The sequence below is a fragment of the Pseudoalteromonas sp. 1CM17D genome, assembly GCF_023161805.1.
In the GTDB taxonomy this organism is placed as follows: Bacteria; Pseudomonadota; Gammaproteobacteria; order Enterobacterales; family Alteromonadaceae; genus Pseudoalteromonas; species Pseudoalteromonas atlantica.
On record NZ_JALNTP010000007.1, the window covers coordinates 212602 to 230720 of the forward strand.

At 42.6% G+C, this 18119-nt stretch carries 16 protein-coding genes; 9 read left to right on the forward strand and 7 right to left on the reverse strand.

From position 1 onward, the window contains the following. Nucleotides 1–43: 43 nt before the first annotated feature. Genes MSC25_RS13825 through MSC25_RS13835 form a run of 3 tightly spaced genes read right to left on the reverse strand, consistent with a single transcriptional unit; the run spans nucleotide 44 to nucleotide 2996 of the window. Nucleotides 44–1588, reverse strand: coding sequence for a PH domain-containing protein (locus MSC25_RS13825; protein WP_248443764.1), 1545 nt, complete (start codon nucleotides 1586–1588; stop codon nucleotides 44–46). Then, nucleotides 1581–2114: a PH domain-containing protein gene (locus MSC25_RS13830; RefSeq protein ID WP_248443765.1), complete on the reverse strand. Its 534-nt coding sequence runs from the start codon at nucleotides 2112–2114 to the stop codon at nucleotides 1581–1583. The genes MSC25_RS13825 and MSC25_RS13830 overlap by 8 nt, the downstream gene beginning before the upstream one ends. A gap of 21 nt (nucleotides 2115–2135) precedes the next feature. Next, nucleotides 2136–2996 carry a D-hexose-6-phosphate mutarotase gene (locus MSC25_RS13835; RefSeq protein ID WP_248443766.1) on the reverse strand — a complete coding sequence of 287 codons (861 nt, stop codon included), beginning with the start codon at nucleotides 2994–2996 and terminating at the stop codon, nucleotides 2136–2138. Nucleotides 2997–3528: 532 nt separating this feature from the next. On the opposite strand from MSC25_RS13835, the gene MSC25_RS13840 reads away from it, so the two are divergent. The 9 genes from MSC25_RS13840 to MSC25_RS13880 all read left to right on the forward strand — a co-directional run bounded on the left by MSC25_RS13840 (nucleotide 3529) and on the right by MSC25_RS13880 (nucleotide 14361). Beyond that, nucleotides 3529–4011 carry a MarR family transcriptional regulator gene (locus MSC25_RS13840; RefSeq protein WP_004586011.1) on the forward strand — a complete coding sequence of 161 codons (483 nt, stop codon included), beginning with the start codon at nucleotides 3529–3531 and terminating at the stop codon, nucleotides 4009–4011. A 102-nt stretch (nucleotides 4012–4113) separates the two neighbouring features. Beyond that, a complete protein-coding gene (locus MSC25_RS13845; RefSeq protein ID WP_054983581.1) occupies nucleotides 4114–5433 on the forward strand; it encodes a hypothetical protein in 1320 nt (439 codons plus the stop codon). A gap of 128 nt (nucleotides 5434–5561) precedes the next feature. After that, nucleotides 5562–5960 (forward strand): YbaN family protein, encoded by a 399-nt coding sequence (locus MSC25_RS13850; RefSeq protein WP_248443767.1) that lies wholly within the window; start codon nucleotides 5562–5564, stop codon nucleotides 5958–5960. A 122-nt stretch (nucleotides 5961–6082) separates the two neighbouring features. Then, entirely contained in the window at nucleotides 6083–6715 is a 633-nt protein-coding gene (locus tag MSC25_RS13855; RefSeq protein WP_029773070.1) for a PepSY-associated TM helix domain-containing protein, read from the forward strand. Then, nucleotides 6715–7224, forward strand: a complete 510-nt coding sequence (locus MSC25_RS13860) for a DUF2271 domain-containing protein (RefSeq protein ID WP_054983579.1) — start codon at nucleotides 6715–6717, stop codon at nucleotides 7222–7224. Before MSC25_RS13855 ends, MSC25_RS13860 begins: the two co-directional genes overlap by 1 nt. A 34-nt stretch (nucleotides 7225–7258) precedes the next feature. Beyond that, on the forward strand, nucleotides 7259–8104 hold the full coding sequence (locus MSC25_RS13865; RefSeq protein ID WP_024033999.1) for a DUF4198 domain-containing protein: 846 nt from the start codon (nucleotides 7259–7261) through the stop codon (nucleotides 8102–8104). Between the two features lie 640 nt (nucleotides 8105–8744). After that, a complete protein-coding gene (locus MSC25_RS13870) occupies nucleotides 8745–11276 on the forward strand; it encodes a TonB-dependent receptor (protein WP_095206689.1) in 2532 nt (843 codons plus the stop codon). A gap of 206 nt (nucleotides 11277–11482) precedes the next feature. Then, nucleotides 11483–12376: a DUF4097 domain-containing protein gene (locus MSC25_RS13875; protein ID WP_248443768.1), complete on the forward strand. Its 894-nt coding sequence runs from the start codon at nucleotides 11483–11485 to the stop codon at nucleotides 12374–12376. Between the two features lie 95 nt (nucleotides 12377–12471). After that, nucleotides 12472–14361 (forward strand): monovalent cation:proton antiporter-2 (CPA2) family protein, encoded by a 1890-nt coding sequence (locus MSC25_RS13880; protein WP_121638168.1) that lies wholly within the window; start codon nucleotides 12472–12474, stop codon nucleotides 14359–14361. A gap of 78 nt (nucleotides 14362–14439) precedes the next feature. Here MSC25_RS13880 and MSC25_RS13885 read toward each other — a convergent pair whose 3' ends face one another. The 4 genes from MSC25_RS13885 to MSC25_RS13900 all read right to left on the reverse strand — a co-directional run bounded on the left by MSC25_RS13885 (nucleotide 14440) and on the right by MSC25_RS13900 (nucleotide 18113). After that, complete coding sequence (locus MSC25_RS13885) at nucleotides 14440–14748, reverse strand: hypothetical protein (protein WP_248443769.1); 309 nt, start codon at nucleotides 14746–14748, stop codon at nucleotides 14440–14442. Next, complete coding sequence (locus MSC25_RS13890; protein ID WP_248443770.1) at nucleotides 14748–15116, reverse strand: hypothetical protein; 369 nt, start codon at nucleotides 15114–15116, stop codon at nucleotides 14748–14750. The genes MSC25_RS13885 and MSC25_RS13890 overlap by 1 nt, the downstream gene beginning before the upstream one ends. 334 nt (nucleotides 15117–15450) lie before the next feature. After that, nucleotides 15451–16164 (reverse strand): hypothetical protein, encoded by a 714-nt coding sequence (locus tag MSC25_RS13895; RefSeq protein WP_248443771.1) that lies wholly within the window; start codon nucleotides 16162–16164, stop codon nucleotides 15451–15453. Between the two features lie 161 nt (nucleotides 16165–16325). Next, on the reverse strand, nucleotides 16326–18113 hold the full coding sequence (locus MSC25_RS13900; protein ID WP_024034005.1) for an alkaline phosphatase: 1788 nt from the start codon (nucleotides 18111–18113) through the stop codon (nucleotides 16326–16328). Nucleotides 18114–18119: the final 6 nt, after the last annotated feature.

Sequence of the window (18119 nt, forward strand, 5' to 3'; positions counted from 1 at the left end):
TTGGCAACCTAAAAAGGCTAAATATGTAAGTCGATTGGTATAACTACATCCAATTGCGCTGCGTTGACTCCGCCTGATAAAGAGTAAAATCAATTATGTAATCAGCATCTTGCTGCTTTATATAGGGCATAAAGGCAAACCCTGATGCAAGTTGTATATACAGGCTTTTAAGCCCTGCGCGGCGCATAAAGTAGGTACTAATACTGCGTGCACTTTGTGCTTTATACAGTTCAAACACACGGTAATGCACACCTATCATACCTTTACGTACCACCATGTAAAAACGGCCGTTGTCTTCATGCAAATAATAGCCATAACGCTGATAAGCAAGCGTTACCAACCCCGCTAAAATAAGTAATACTCCCAAACTAAGCCAGGCATTAAAGTCGCCTAAGTAACAGCCTAACAGTACAATAGCGCTTGGAATTAAGGCATAAAAGCTCAAGTTTTTATAAAGTAAGGCACGTTCTGCGCCGTTAAACTGCAATTTTTTGCTATTAAACCACGGGTAAATCCATTGGCAAACACTATCTACTTGCTCGCTATTTAAAACGGGTAACACTAAGGTTTGTTTATTTTTTTTAGCAGCCACGCCCGCCGCTATACCGCCGCTACTTGCTTGTAAGCACTCAACGGTAAAACGCTTTAGTAACCGCCCCATTAGGTTTTGTTTTATAACTATAGATTGCACTTTATCCATGCTCATAGACAACTGATGACGCTCTAATAAGCCAGCAATACGTTTAAATTTTTGACCTTTAAAGTAAAGCTCAAAGTTATAAAAACGAATAAGCGACATACCTACCGACAACATCACAGCCGTTAAAACAAGCAAAGCAATAAGCGTTATCATGGCAAAGGTTGCAGCACTTGCCAGTAAACCAAGCTCTTGCTGATAAAACCCTTCTACCTTAGCAATAATTTGCTGCTCTAAAAAATCAACCAACACATTTATAAAAGGCGCAATAGCGGCCATTGCTAATATAGCCATATTAGACATTAAGCCAAATTTAGCGATTTCTTTATTACTGATACGTAAGCTATTTTCTGCTTCAAAATGCTCGCTTGAGGGTGTTTGCTCGTCGGGTTGCTGCTGCGCTTTAAAGGCAAAAATTTGTTTACGCATTTGCTGTGCATAGGCTTTGGTAACACCTGGCAATACCGCCTCTTGGGTTACACTGCCTGCGGCATCAAAAATACAATTAACCAAATTAACGGGCGTAAAATAAAAGGGCTCAGCAATATTAACGTTTTGCACGCGCGAAAATTTTAGCGTTAGGCGCTCTTTTTTAAACACCCCTTTGTTAAGCAAAATTTCGTGATCGTCGCTAATGCAAAACTTAAAATTTATGTAATATAAAATTGAATATATTAGCAGTGTCACTATCGCAATAGCACCTGCAACTTGCGTCCAAAACAGCTTGTTTTCTACTTGTGTTACAAACACCACAAGCATAGGCAGCAGGTTTAAAAGCCCGTCTTTTACAAAGCGCACACTAAAATACACCACAAAATACAACACCGCCCAAGGCGATACTTTTTGCCAATGTAGTGAGCTACTTTGCTCCTCGCTAATGGTATTACTCATTTGCTAATTCAACCTGCGCGGGTGTGCCGTCTTGGCGATAATTTTGTACATATTGGCGTATGTTTTTGCACTGCTCGTGGGTTAAACCACTTATTTGTAAATCAGCACTGACCCCGCCGGCACTAAATAACTTTAAACTGGCTAATTTTAGTTTTCGCTCAATGGGGCCTTGGTGAATTTCCATATGCTGTACGCGCGCGAGGGGCAAAATAGTTATTTGCTGCCAAATAACCCCTTTTTTAAACGCAATATCGTGACTGCGCAGCGCAAAGCCCTGCAGCTTAATACTCAGGGCGTTATAAAGCATTGAAAGCAATATTAAAATAGGCACGCCTATCAGCAAGTAGGTTTGCGCTTTGTTAGCAAACGCTTCGTTAAAGTAACAAACAGCAAACAGTACCGCGCAAAAAGGAATGTAAAACGCCAGCCAATTAAGTTGCACGTGTAGTAACGCTTTATCGGCCAAGGGGTTGAGCTGTATTTCGCTATGCTTTGGTAAATCCATTACTTGCTGATTATCAAACACGATTTTAAGTACCTTTCCTATTTACTGACTGTTAGCCCAGCTGATTGTAGTAACTAACGTATGGCTTTGTTTAGGCTCAAGTGTCACGTTATCTTCTAACACATTGGCGGCTTCTAAACACACCATGCTCAGGTATTCATCGTCAGCAAAATTAGATAAACGCTTAGATTTTTCTATCCATGGGTTCCACAGCACACACGAGCTTGAGTTCTCGCGGCTTACATTAATAATCCCATCTGGGGTGTGAATGTGTTGCTGCTTAGCGGCCTGGGTATAAACCATATCGGTTTCGCGGGTAAACTCCACTGGCGCATTTTGCGCAAACGGCCCTTCACCAAATTCAATATATTGCGCGCCTTGTAAACCTTCTACATGGGTGTGTTTTATATCTGAGGTAGGAAAATAGCTGTGCAAAGCCTGCGTATAGCTAAAAGGGCTATTACTTAAATTAGTGGTTGTTAAACGCACCTGTAATTGCTCGCTCAATACAAACTCAACCTTTAACGCCGAGTGGTGCGGCCAATACGTTGGGTTAACTAACTTCATGGGTAAGTTTAAGCTAATTGTAATGTGCTCATCATCTTCATGCACAGCATCAGCTTGCCATAAACTGGTACGTGCAAAGCCATGTGCTGGCCAATCTTGGTTTTCATGGTTACCAAACCAAGGCCAACAAATAGGAATACCACCGCGAATGCTCACCCCTTCTTGAAACGTCTCATTTTTAGAGACCCAAATAAGTGGTTTGTTATTTTTTGGGATGAACTCGGTAATTTGCCCGCCTTGCAAAAATATTTTTGCATCACACTTTGAGCTCGCAACTTTTATAAACTCTAGGCCGGTTTCGCTTTGTTCAATGCTAACTGATGGCGATAATTTCATGTTTTTCCCTACAATGCTGATATTAAAGATTTTTAACATGTGCATATAAACAATAATGCATGTGCAAAGTATACGCTATACTCACTAAACATTGCGTGCATAATTTGTTCATTGGCGATTAATACATACACAGCTAACTTACAAACAATTACCAATTAATAACAGCTGTTATAAATAACACTAATGCGTATAAATAATGGCCATGCTTTAGGGTAGTAAAACCGCGGCTAAGCTTAGGCAAACGCATGTTAAATTTATTAAGGTATTAATGCAGGTGGGTATAATACTAAAGTCTAAACCATAAGACTTGCCAATTATTCACAACATACGTAGTGTGCGCACCACAATGCAAACAATATGCTAATAACATTTAATAAGTTTTAAACAAAATTATACTATTTTAGTTTCTGCTCAAACTAATAAAAACCAATAAACATGGGCTCAAGCTTAATTTATTATTTGAATTCAATTTATTTGATGTGTAACATTTCGCGATTACGGCACACCTTTGGCCCATCGACGAGATAAGCAAATGCAAAAATATGACGAATTATTAGTTTCTTTACGTAAAGTAATCCGCGCGATTGACTTACATTCTAAGCAGCTAAATAAAACATCAGGTTTAACAGGCCCACAATTGCTTATAATGCAAGAAGTAGCGCACACCGATGGAATAACAGCAAGCCGTATCGCTCAGAATGTTAACTTAAGCCCGGCTACTGTAACTAATATTCTTGATAGAATAGAAAGCAGAAACCTTGTAACACGCGTTCGTAGTCAAATGGATAAACGCCGAGTGAGCTTATACCTCACCGAGCAAGGGAAAGAGTTACTAGAAAAAGCACCTCAGCCACTGCAAGAACACTTTATTGAAAAGTTTTCTGCACTTGCAGAGTGGGAGCAAAGTTTATTGCTTTCATCTATGCAACGCGTTGCAGCAATGATGGATGCTGATAAGTTAGACGCATCACCTCTATTAGAGGTAGGCGCGTTAACTCAAACACCAAATAAATAAAAAAAATAAAAAATAAATTTAAATTAGTTCTTACATCATTCGTAAGGGGCTTTTGGGCGCCTTGAATTTTTTTATTTTTTAACCAAAACCTGAGCATCAACAATGACTAAACTCTCAAAATTAACGCTAGCACTAATGCTTGGCGGTGCAGCAAGCACAGCTAATGCAGCCGATCTCGACACACTGCAAAGCCAATTAAAGCAGCTTAAGCAACAAATGCAGTTGCTTGAACAGCAGCTTGCTGATGAAAAATCAAAGCAAAGCCAAATCAACAAGCAACACGAACAACAAGTTGCCGAGATCAGTAAAAAGGCCGACAACAAAGAAGTTGTTGTTGCCGCAGCTGCGCCTGAACAAGAAGATGAAGGCATTAAAATTGGCGGTGCCGTACGTTTTAACTACAGCACAAACACCTACGATGAAGACACGCAAGACCGTGGCGGCGATTTAGACTTTGAAGTATTTCGCCTTAACTTATCGGGTGAAATTAGCGATATTTCTGTAAATGGTGATTTTCGTTTTTACGATTACATGACCATTGTTAAGTATGCATACTTAGGTTACGAATTTACAGATGGCTGGGAAGCGCAAGCCGGTATTGCACCTGTACCGTTTGGTAACGGCCCATACAACTCACACAGCTACTTTTTTAGCACCAACTACTACGTTGGCCTAGAAGATGACTTTGATTTAGGTGTAACAGTAAACCGTAAACTTAAAGACAACTGGAAACTAGACCTCGGCTTTTTCAAAAATGATGAAGTAGGCGGCGTTGATGGCAGCTCAGAAGTTAACGAACGTTACTCTTACGATATTGTTGGTAGCCGTGCAACAACCGAAGGCACCTACGACGCACCAGGTTCTCGCCTTGGTGAGTACAATACTTTTGCTGGTCGTACAGTGTATCAAATTGAGCACAGTGAAAACGCTAAAACCGATATTGGCGTATCACTACTAAGCGGTGGTTTACACGACGGTAACGACCGTGCGGGTAACTACGGTGCGTGGGCGTTTCATGTAAATAGCCAAATTAATAACTGGAATATTCAATTTCAGCACGGCGAGTACGACTACGACCTAGATGACAACAGCAACCGCTTTGTAGTTGGCGCGTTTGATTACTACGATACCGTATCAAGCGAAGCAACCATGACCAACTTTAACGTAGCTTACGACCTATCGCTTGATTGGGGCCCAGTAACAGGCGTTCAATTTTACAACGATTACGGCATTATTTACGACAAGTCTGACGACAGCCCAGATACGTGGATGAACGTAACAGGCATGAGCGTATCGGCCGGAGCATTATTTACTTACTTTGACTTTATTCAAGCACGTAACCAGCCATTTATTGGTGGCTCTGTTGCAGGTGATGGCGACACAGAACGTCGCTTTAACATCAACGTAGGTTACTACTTCTAAATAAGTAACACATATTTAGTATTTTAAAAGGGCAAACTTAGTTTGCCCTTTTTTGCGTTTATAGGGTTCGATTTTATAACTATTTGGCCTACAATCCTAACTAACAGCCATTACTTAAAAGAGCCTAAGTGAATATAAAAGCAGTATTTATTTGTTATAAAAACTTATGGCTTAAAGCACTCGGGTTATTGTTAGTGGCTCTTGGCATTGTTGGTATTGTGCTGCCGGTTATGCCTACCACCATTTTTTTTATTCTTGCGCTTACCTGCTTTACTCGCTCATCACCGGCGCTTGAACACTGGCTACTTAGCCACCCTCGTTACGGCGTTACCTTACAACAATGGCAAGCGCATAAAGTAGTGCCTGTAAAAGCAAAATGCTACGCCGCGATTGGTATGCTTATTGGTTTTGTATTTTTGCTTTACTCAAACGCCCCTGTTTGGGTTATTTACCTTGTTGGCGTAATTGAAATAGCCGTTATAATTTACCTAATTTTAAGGCCCTCGCACCCACCAAGTGCTAAATAACCGCCCTTTTTTGCATGCACACACCGTTTAGGCAAAAATTTAATGTAAAGTTAAGTAAGTAAATTTGTAATGGTTAATGCAAATGATTATCATATTCTAAATTTAATTTAATTACTGTTTCTATGGCGTTTATTAATAAGCGGGCTTTGTACAGCACAAGCCGTGCGCTCCATATTTATATTTCTACAGCTTTGTTTTTTTTGCTTATTTTATTTTGCGTTAGCGGCATTGTACTTAACCATGTTGATTGGCTTAAAAACGACAAAAACAACGGCCAAGTAAGCACCGCTATTCCTCAAGCGTTAATGGCTAAAGCGAATACTCAACTAGATACATTACCCACCCTCTACCCAGACATAGAAGCGTTTTTTGCCGAGCAATACGCGCTCACTAAAGTTAAAAGCATTGAGTGGGAAAAAGAAGACGCGCTGGTTATGCTCGACTACCCACTACCGGCAGGTTTTGCTTACGCAGAGCTTGATTTTACAACCGGTGAGCTAAACCTAGATTACCAAACCGGTGGCTTTTTAAGCCTGATTGGCGATTTACACAAAGGCCGCCACAGTGGCGCTGTGTGGAGCTGGGTTATTGATATTTCAGCGGTATTGATGATTATTTTTTCAATCACCGGGATGATTATTTTATTTCAAAACAGAAAAAAACGCTTAGCAGGAATATGGATAACCGTTTTAGGCATAGCAACGCCTTTGGTTATTTATTTATGTTGGGTGCCACAAATTAAAGGAGTGTCTTAATGTTAAAAGTAAGTACGGTACTAAGTGCAGCACTATTAATGGTTGCCGCATTATTTCAAACAACTGCGCAGGCACAAACGCCACAGCTAGAGATTGAATTAACCCTACCCGATCTTGATGTACAACCTTACCACCGCCCATACGTAGCTGTTTGGCTAGAAACGCCAAAGCGTAAACACGTAACGACGCTTGCGCTATGGGTTCAAAAAGCAGAATGGTTTAAAGATTTGCGCCAATGGTGGCGTAAAGCGGGTAAAACCGACATTAACTTTGACGGCATAAGTGGTGCAACTAAGCGTGCAGGTACTTACACCATTAACTGGCAAGGTAAAGATTTAGACGGCAATGCCGTAAAGCCTGGCAAATACCTTTTAAACATTGAGGTTGTGCGCGAAGAAGGCGGCCGTGATTACAGCCGCGTAGAGCTTGATTTATCGCAAGCTGGCAAAGTGACCATTGAAGGTAAAAAAGAATTTTCGACAAGTTTTGTAACCGTAAGCACTAAGTAGCTGCTACTTAATCATTTGAATTTAAGGAAATACAATGAAAATTAATTTATTAAAAACGGCTTTAATTGGCGCACTTAGCTTATCGGCGCTGGTATCTACATCGGCAAGTGCACATGGGCGCTGGTTATTACCTTCGCACACGTCATTATCTGGCGACAAAGCGCACTACGTAATGATTGACGCGAGTATTTCTAACGAAATATTTGCCCCCGACAAAGCCTTTAAACCAAAAGAAAAAGGCGCAGAGTACGACGACACACTACTTATGGCCCTTGCACCAAACGGTGAAGAAGTGTCTGAGACCATTCGTGCTTATTACCTAAAGCGTAAAAGCTCAGCGGCAGTAAGCCTAAAAGAAGAAGGTACTTACCACATTGCCATGACGCAAAAGCCAATGTACATGACCTTCTACAAAAACGAAGAAGGTAAGCGCAAGCGCGTATTTGGTAAAAAGTCAGAAGCTAAATTACCAAGCAATGCAAAAGATGTAACCACAACTAAAGTTATATCTACAGTAGATACATTTGTAAGCCGTAACGGTACTTCTAAGCCTGCACAACTTGGCTTAGGCCTTGAGCTTAGCGGCCCAACGCATCCAAACGATTTATTTGTTGGCGAGCAAGCGCGTTTTCAGTTACTACAAGATGGCAAGCCAGCGGGCGAAGGCATTGAAGTAAGCATTTTAAAAGGCGATACACGCTACCGTAACGAACGTGGCGAAATAAAAGTAACAACCGACAAAAACGGCATGTTTAGCACAACCTGGAAAGAGCCAGGCCTATACCTAATCGAAACCTCTAACAAAGTTAAAGTAAACGAAGAAGGCGTAGATGCCGGTCGTTATGCTCTATTCACGACGTTAGAAGTAGCACCTGAATAATTTTTTTCACGCAATTTACACAATAAATTAAGGCCAAGTTTTCAGGGCGTGTTGAGCTTTGATGGTTGAACTTGCAGCAGTGTGTTTGGTTTTTAGGCAAGGCAGAGTCTATGAAGTGTGGTTATCCCCCATAAATAGGCGATAACGCAGCATAAATGCCAAACATGTGCTGCCCTTCGGGTTCTGCCTAGGGGCGATAAACTCTTTGTTGCCTACATGGATGTAGGTAAGGGGCGTGAGCAGGACGCGGAAGCTTTACTCGATTTTTACTTATTCTTACAGGGATGTAAGTCATTAGAATAACGCAGGAGCAGTTATCGAGCCCACTAGGTTACAAACCTCGCGCCGCGATTTAATCGCCCCTAGATTGAACAAATTTCAATCCGCAAAGTGCAACACGCCCTAATTTGGCCTTTTTGTTTTTTCAAAAAAAACCTACAACTTACCTTGAATTTGCAGCCATTCGACACAAGATTGCAACTCGAGCGATCTAAACGTCTATAGCGGGCGTAAACTGTCATTTTAGTTGTTAACAACTTAGAATAACTTAGACAGTTTTTATCTTTGCACACAGGTAGTGCCTTCTATATTATGCGCTCCTTTGAAAAATCAATAGTCAGCAGCCCTTAAGGGAATCAACATCATGTTAAAGCAATTATCAGCCAAAAAAGTAGCACTTAGCCTGGCCGTTACCTCTGCGCTTGGCGCGTCTTATTCTCCTGCATTCGCTGCAGAACAAGACACTCAAGCACAAGAAAGTATTGAAGTAATTTCGGTTACCGGTACCCGCAGAAGCCTGCGCAGTATTGCCGAAAGTACCGTACCTGTAGATATTATTACCAGTGGTGATATGCAAAGCACGGGTCAGCTAGAAATTAGCCAAATACTGGCAAACCAAGTACCTAGCTTTAACTACCCAAGCGCCACCATGGGTGATGGTACAGACCACGCTAAACCGGCTGTATTACGTGGTTTAGCACCCGATCACACCCTAGTGCTTATTAATGGCAAACGCCGCCATGCTGGTGCGCTATTAAACTTAGCGGGTGTTGTTGGCCGTGGTTCTACCGCTGTTGACTTAAACATGATCCCAACTTCAGCCATTAAACGCGTAGAAGTACTACGTGATGGCGCAGCAGCGCAATACGGCTCAGACGCCATTGCCGGTGTAATTAACATTGTACTTAAAGATGCCTCAGAAGGGGGCAGCGTAAGCGTAACCTACGGCGAGTACGACACCCAAATGGCTGGCGTACCTCAGCTAGAAAGCACCTACGCAGATGCCGATGGCAACCTTGCCTTTAATACCGGTGCCGACCGCGAAGTAAACGACGGCGCAAGCCGTACAATTAGCGCAAACTCTGGTTTTGAGCTTTTAGATAACGGCTTTGTAAACGTATCAATTGAGTATCGCGATAACGACTCTACTCAGCGCTCAGGCTTTGACCCGCGCGAGCAATACGACCGCCTAGAAGATGGCAGCCTAGACCCACGCGAATTTACTATCGACCGTTACAACCACCGCTTTGGTAAAGCAGAGCTTGAAGACTACGCACTGTTTTACAACATGGGTTACGACTTTGATAACGGCTATAACCTGTACTCGTTTGGTAGCTACTCAAAACGCGAAGGTAACTCAGGTGGTTTTTACCGCCGTGCAAAAGACAGCCGCAACGTGTTAGAAGTGTATCCGGATGGCTTTTTACCGCAAATTGAAACCGACGTACAAGATTACTCATTTGCCCTAGGCCTGCAAGGCGAAACTGGCGAATGGACTTGGGATGTAAGTACCAACTACGGCCGCAACGACTTTGGCTTTGGGGTTGTAAATAGTATAAATACATCTCTAGGTGCCGACAGCCCAACCGAATTTGACAACGGTGCATTGGTTTACGATCAGTTTTTAGTAAACGCTACGGCAAATACAGTGCTAGATTTTGGCTTGCCAGATGACGTATTTTTTACTGTAGGTGCAGAATACCGTCACGAAAGCTACAAAATTGAGCAAGGCGAAGAAGCCTCTTACATTACCGCTTTAGATAGCGATGGCAATCCAATTGCTGCCGGTGGCGCTCAAGTATTAGCTGGTTTTGGCCCAGAAAGCGTAACCGATGAAAGCCGCCATAACGTAGCGGTATTTGTTGAGTTTGATACTTACCTAACAGAAGACTGGAACCTTGTTTTAGCGGGTCGCTACGAAGATTACACCGACTTTGGCGATACGTTTACATCAAAGCTTGCGTCACGTTACAGCATTAACGAAAACCTATCATTGCGTGGTGCAATTAGCACAGGTTTCCGTGCGCCATCACTTGCGCAAAGCTCGTACCGCCAAATCTCTACCGTACTTGAGAACAACCAACCGTTTGAAGTGGGTTTATTCCCTACCGATTCAGCGGCAGCGCAAGCGCTAGGTGCTGAACAACTAGATGCCGAAGAGTCAGTAAACGTAACGGCAGGCTTTATGTACACACAAGGCAGCTTTAGCCTAACTGTAGATGCCTACCGCATTGATATTGATGACCGTATTGTATTGTCTGAAAACCTAGAGGGCGATGCTGTAGTAGAAATACTGCAAAATGCCGGCGAGCTAAACACAGAAAGCGTACGTTACTTTACTAACGCTATCGACTCGCGCACGCAAGGTGTTGATATTGTTGCTACCTACAACTTAGATTTAAGCGATTTAGGTGACTTACGCTTAAACGTAGCGGCTAACTTTAACGATACCGAAGTAACGCACGTAGACGACAACCCAAGCGAGCTAAACTCACTAGGTGACGACTACGTTGTATTTGCACGTCGCGAAGTAGGCCGCTTTGAAGAAGGCACACCAGATAGCAAATGGAACCTATCAGCAGTGTGGAACTTTAACGAATGGCAAACCACCCTTCGTGCAACGCGCTACGGTGAAGTGGCTGATATTTCAACTACCGCCGATCGCGATGAGTACATTGACCCTAAATGGATCACCGACCTAGAAGTGGCCTACCGCCCAGACGAATACTGGAAGTTTGCAGTAGGTGCAAATAACTTGTTCGATCAGTACCCACAAGCAACAGTAGATAACATTGGTTACTCTGACTTTGGCCAAATATTCCCGTACACGCCATATGCACCGTACGGATTAGACGGACGTTTCCTATACGGTAATATTACTTACAGCTTTTAATAAATAACCTAAAAGCAAACACTTAAAAAGGATGCCATGTGCATCCTTTTTTAATTACTTCTTAGTGTATTTAACCACTTATTAGTAAATCCACTTTTCATAAACACATCTCGCCCCAATAAAATCAATGACTTACAATTGGTCTCGTTTTTGCTCTACTATGCTTATACAAAACATGCATAAATAACAAACACAAAGGACTAAACATGAGTTCATCAACTGTATCTAACATTACAAAACCACTTTCACTTATTGGCGGCATTTTATTATTAAGCGGCTGTGTGTTTCATATATCGCCAAGCGTTGCCTCAGTAAAACAAACTCAGCAGTTATCACTGCCAAGTAATAACCTAGAATACTTAAACGTATTAAGCGGTGCAGGCTCTCTTGAAATAAAAGGCTCGCCCAATGCCACCAGCATAAGTGTAGATGCCACAATTTTTACCGCCGACATTGAAGACGAATACACGCTTACCCTTGAGCAAAACGGCAAACAAGCTACCTTAGTTGCTAACAATAATACTGCCAGCGGTATGCGTTTTTACAGCGGCCAATCGCCACACATTGATTTAGTGGTTACCGTGCCAAGTAATTTAATGCTCGATATTGATGATGGCTCTGGCGACATTGCAATAAGCGCCATGCAAAATAATATAGATATAGAAGACGGCTCAGGTAGCTTATCTATCAACAGCGCTAAAAACCTTACTATTGAAGATGGTTCAGGCGATATAACCCTTGAAAACATCACCGGTAACTTAGCGATTACCGATGGCTCTGGCAGCGTAAATATTAATAATGTTAGCGGCAATGCAGTTGTTGATGATGGCTCGGGCGATATGCGTATTAGTAATGTGCGCGGCACCTTAACTGTTGAAGACGGCTCAGGCAGCATTGCCATTAATAATATTAATGGTGCGGTTGATGTAGACGATAACTCTGGCGATTTAGTCATTGAGCACGTGCAAGCAAGCGTAACCATTGAAGATGGTTCGGGCGACATTCGTGTAAACCACGCTAAGGGGCTTACCATTACCGAATCGGGCTCTGGCGATGTAAGCATTGATAACATTAACGGCCCAGTAAAAGTCGCCGATTAATTATGACTAAATGATCCATTTTCAGCCACATGACCCATTGTATTTTTAAAGCCACTAAGCCATGCTAAAAGCCTTGATACTATTAGGATATACGCGTGTTAGAAATAGCTTTAATTTACTTAGCGGCGGCCATAGTGGCTGTACCTATTGCCAAGCGAGTGGGACTTGGCTCGGTACTTGGTTATTTAATTGCGGGCATACTAATTGGCCCTTACGCCCTGGGTATTGTGGGCGATCAAACAGATGTAATGCACTTTGCCGAGTTTGGCGTAGTGATGATGCTGTTTTTGGTTGGCCTTGAGCTACAACCAGCCCGTTTATGGAAGCTTCGCCATTCAATATTAGGGCTTGGCGGCTTACAGGTCGTACTTACCGCCGCGGCTATTTTTGCGTTTTGTTATTGGGTTTTTACCATGCATTGGCAAACCGCCCTCGCCATTGGCTTAATGCTGGCGCTGTCATCAACCGCTATTGTACTGCAAAGCCTTGAAGAAAAAGGCTGGCTAAAGCAAGAAGCCGGGCAAAATGCATTCTCGGTTTTGCTGTTTCAAGACATCGCCATTATTCCTATTTTAGCGCTCCTACCACTACTGGCTTTTGCGCCGCAAAGTAGCTCAAAAGACATTAGCGACTCCATTATTGCAAGCTGGCCGGTATGGCAACAAGTTGGCGTATCGGTAGCGGTTATCGCCGCTATTATTGCCGGCGGAAAATATGTGTCGGCGCCATTATTTAGATACATAGCACAAACCCACATGCGTGAAATATTTACTATTTTTGCGCTGTTTTTAGTGGTGGCGATTGCCCTTGTAATGCAAAGTATTGGTTTATCTCCGGCACTCGGTACATTTTTAGCCGGTGTAGTCCTTGCCGAAAGCGAGTTTAGACACGAGCTAGAAGCCGACATAGAACCCTTTAAAGGCCTACTGTTAGGGCTATTTTTTATCACTGTTGGCGCATCAATCAACTTTGAATTATTAGCGGATGAATTTACAACCGTTATTGCACTCGTTGCGCTGCTTATTGTAGTAAAAGCCTGCATTTTATTTGCCCTTGCCATCACCTTTAATATTAGTAAAAAGCAGCGTTTACTGTTTGCACTAGCGCTGGCTCAAGGCGGCGAATTTGCTTTTGTACTTTTAAGTGTAACCACTACATTAAGCATATTAACGCCAGAGCAAACAAGCCTAGTGACGTTAGTGGTGGCTGTTTCAATGTTGGTTGCGCCACTGTTATTAATGGCTTACGAGCAGCTACAAAAACGTACCAGTAACAGCGCGCCCGAGTTTGATAAGCCCGAGCAAATTAGCAGTGCTAAACACGTTATAATTGCAGGCTACGGGCGCTTTGGGCAAATTATGGGGCGCTTATTACACGCCCAAGGCTACGACATTACTGTACTTGATCACAGCCCAAGCCAAATAGAACTCCTACGCCGCTTTGGCAATACCGTATTTTATGGTGATGCTGCCCGCCAAGAACTTCTTGAAGCCGCAGGCGCGCACACCGCACAAATGCTAATTGTGGCAATAGACGATGCAGACAAAACCCTCGAAATTATTAAGCTTGCGCATAAAAACTACCCGCAGCTTAAAATTGTTGCCCGCGCTATCGACCGCCGCCACGCCTATCAATTACTTAATTTAAAAGTAGATGCCTTTAACCGTGAAACGGTCGACTCGGCCATTAACCTAGCGGTAGATGCATTAGAGCTATTAGGTAACAATAAAGAAGATGCCCAGCGCGCCGGAAAACTATTTAGAGACCACGACCGCGCTGCTGTATTGCAACTAGCCGAACTGTGGGGCGACGACGCCAGCTACGGCGTAGCCGTGCGCCAACGTATGGAAGATTTAAAACAAGTACTGCAACAAGACAAGCAGGCACAAAGTGATTTAAATACCTGCGATAGCGGCGACTGTGAAGACGGCCTAACAGAGCTAGCTGATAGACCTAAAAAGCCTGATGATTCTCATATTGAGTAGTGCTAGGTAGTTGAGTTTTTAGAGATAATGGTATTGCCTCGCTAAGAGGCAAAACTTCTAAATAATTAACTTTGTATGTTACTCAACTTCAAAAAATTCACCTTCATGTCCTTTAAATTTTTCTTTATTTTTATTACTAGGCTCTTCAAGCTCTTTATCTAAGTCATCACTCATAGGCCAACCAGCATTTATTAAGCCCAAAAAATCTCCTAGGGAAACCCAACCAACAACCTTTATTGAGTCAGCTTTAAGCCACTTCTCTCCATCCCAATTTAGATAATCGTAAGAGCCGAACCCAGTCTTATATCTACATGCAACGAAATAGAGACCAGGCTGAACGGGAGTAGAGCTTTCAATCCAATCTACTGGCACATTTAACTTTTGCATTATTTTACGCCCCACACCTTTTGCCTTGTGAATATAAACCAGTAAGCCAAAGCCACAATAGCTGAACTATAAGCATAGATAAATAGCACCCCATGCTCTGATTTACTGGCTAAAAATACTATGAAAGTGGGTACTAAACTTAAAGGGAGTAAAAAACGAAGTTTGAATTTATTAAAATGTTGAAGCAACAAAGCTATCGGCAAACCATAACAAAGAGTTAATAAGCCAGCTAAAAGCCATCCAATAAACGCCATCAAAACCCCAGCTTCAAAGCCTGTTGTAGAGACCACGTAACCGGTAGCCAGCGAATAACCATATCCAATCAGAAATAGTACTAATAGTGCAGGAAAAATTACAAATGGAGCCATGCAACAAGCCTGTATGTTTTTTCGTGTCTTCTGACTAAATGTTTTCATGGTAAATTACTCAAGGAGGCATTAATGCCTTTGTATAAAAAACTAATGAATAAATTTAAGTGCTCTATCATTTAGTTTTAGAAAGCATTTCTATGAACCTGTATTAGTATCAAATTGTATAAATTATTGCCAACTATAAATATGTTGGAAATCAAGAGTTGCTTTAGAAGTAAGAGGAAGGTAGCCGAAAGTATTACTTGATGGTTGCGACTGTATTAACTCGTGAAGTAACTCATAACCGATCATCCTTTCAGCTATGAGCTACTGCATTTAAAAACGCTAAAACCTAGTGATGGTGCCCGCCTTGAATCACTTTACCTTGCTGATTATAAAACCCCGTTGCGCCGTGTTCTATAAAACCAAGGTTAATCATTTTTGCTAAAAACGGGTCGTTTTCGTTATCGCCAATGTCGGCATAATCGGTGGTTTGAAAGCGATCCCATTTGGCAAACTGTGCGGTTATTTCTGCTTTATTACTGTTTACTTCATTAAGGCTTAGTAAAGTATGGGTATCGCTTTTTTTATTGGTTACGCTAAAGCTTTTAACCAAGTTTGATTTGGTAAATAAAGCGAGTTTAAATTGGTTGCCGCCCTCAGAAAGTGTGTAGTTTTTTACTTCATCGCAGCCGCTGCTTTGGGTGTTAACTAGGGTCATTTTTTCGATTAAATGCGTATCCACCAGCTGATTTTTAGCGCTCCAACTTTGTACACCGAGTACCTCAGATGGCTGATATTCAATACCGCGTTGTTGGGCATTAAAATAACGAATTGGGCGAATTTGCTTGTTAGCTAAGTGCTGCCAAAGCTCAGTAATTACCTCACGCTGATGCGCAACTTGTGTGTTGTTTCGCCAAAGCGTAAGTGACTGCGTGCTTTGCTCGTTTTTATGAGTATTGGTAATTTTATAGTCGGCTTTTAAATGCGCGCTATCAATATTACATTGCTGCGCTAGGGTACTGGTACTGGCAAGTGTTGCCATTAAAAATAATGCTAGTTTCATTAAATTATCTCTTATTTAAACGTCACTGTAATAGGCATTACCATACCCATTTACAGTGGCATTTTTATGACATAAAAAAACAACTCGCACAGCGTACGAGTTGTTTTATATACCTCATTTTTAATACGTACTTTATGTGCTGAGCGTACGTATTAAATTACTTATGGCGTTACTTTTTCATCAGCGGTAGTTACTAAATCAGCCGCAAAGTCCATTACATGGAATAAAAAGCTTTGCTCGTTAGTGCCTGTAACTAAGTGAGCGCCTGGGCCCATTGCGTATACGCCAACATCTTCACCTGCGTGAGTTTCTGAGCCAAGTGGTACAAGTGCCTCTTGGTGAAAGCCCGCTGAAGTTGTATCAACATCGGTTAAATCTACACGCCCTGTAACAGGTGCAAATGCATAACCTGCATCGGCATCGGTTTCATCGCCTAAATCTCTAAAGCCGCCACCGTTGGTGTAGCCAACTGTGGTATATGGCATATCGTCGGCAGCTAGGCTTGGCTCGGTTTCGCCTACGGCAACAACTTTACCTAATATTGGGTTACCACGTTTAGGGTAGCCTGCAATAGTAAATACGTGGCTGTGATCGGCAGTTACTACTATTAGCGTTTCTTCTGGGTTAGTGTTTTCCATTGCCACTTGCACAGCTTTTGCAAATTCTACTGTGTCGTTTAGGGCATTGTAGGCATTACCCGCATGGTGCGCGTGGTCAATACGACCTGCTTCTACCGATAAGAAAAAGCCATTGTCGTTGTTATCGAGTACGTTAATTGCTTTTTCGGTCATTTCGCTAAGCGACGGCTCGCCCGCTACATCGTTTGCGCGGTCGGCTTCGTATTGCATGTGCGATTCGTTAAATAAACCAAATACTTTAGTGGCATCGTCGCTAATTGCATCAAAACCGGTTTGGTCCATAACGTAAGTGCCGCTTGGGTAAGTTGTTTGCCACTCGGTTACTAGGTTGCGGCCATCAGTACGGTCGCCTTCTACTGCGCTTACTGCATCGGCTGAGTTTGCTGCTTCATCTTTTGGTAAAAAGTGACGACGTCCGCCGCCCATTACAACATCAATGCCATCAACATCAATACCCGCATAACGCGACTCTAAGTTGGCTTCAAAGTTAACAAGTTGCGATGCAATATCTTCACAGGCTTCTGTGCCCTCTGGCATATCTGAGTTATCTTCCCAGTTACGGTCAGCCGATTTAGCATACGTTGCTGCAGGTGTTGCATGGGTAATACGTGCGGTTGAAATAAGACCTGTTGCTTTACCGGCTATTTCAGCAAGCTCTAACGAGGTAACCAGTTCGTTGCCTGTTACCGTGGCACAGTCGCCGCGTTCAATGTCTTCATCTACACCAATTACGCCCACATCGGTTTTAACACCTGATACCATTGCCGTCATTGTGCCTGCTGAATCGGGCGTTTGTGCATCTACGTTGTAAGTTTTAACAAAACCTGAGTACGGCATTTTTTCAAAGCTTAACTGGTAGTCTTCACCTAAACCGCCTTCAAGCTGGCCTGCTAAAATACGTGCAGCTGTTACGGTAGAAATACCCATGCCGTCGCCAACGAATAATATAACGTTTTTCGCTTTGCCAGACTCAGTAACCACTTCGCTATTAGCTTGCTGTGTTGCCGCAAGCTTTGTTTGTGCATCGCCATACCATGCGTTAGTAGTTAGGGTGGCAAGTTGCTCGCTGGTAAGTGACGTAGCAGGTGCATTACACACTAAGTTAGAAGAGGTAACTTCGTCGCTATCTAGCACGCCGTTGCCGTTTGTATCTACGCCAGTTTGGGTTTCTACGCCGCCATTAACACATTGCTCAGAGCCTACTGCAATGGTGTTATCTACCGCGAGAATATTATTTTCGTCTTTGTCGTCGTCACTACAACCTGCTAGCGCGACCATTACTGCTAAAGAAAGTACTGTTAATTTGTTCATGTTAGC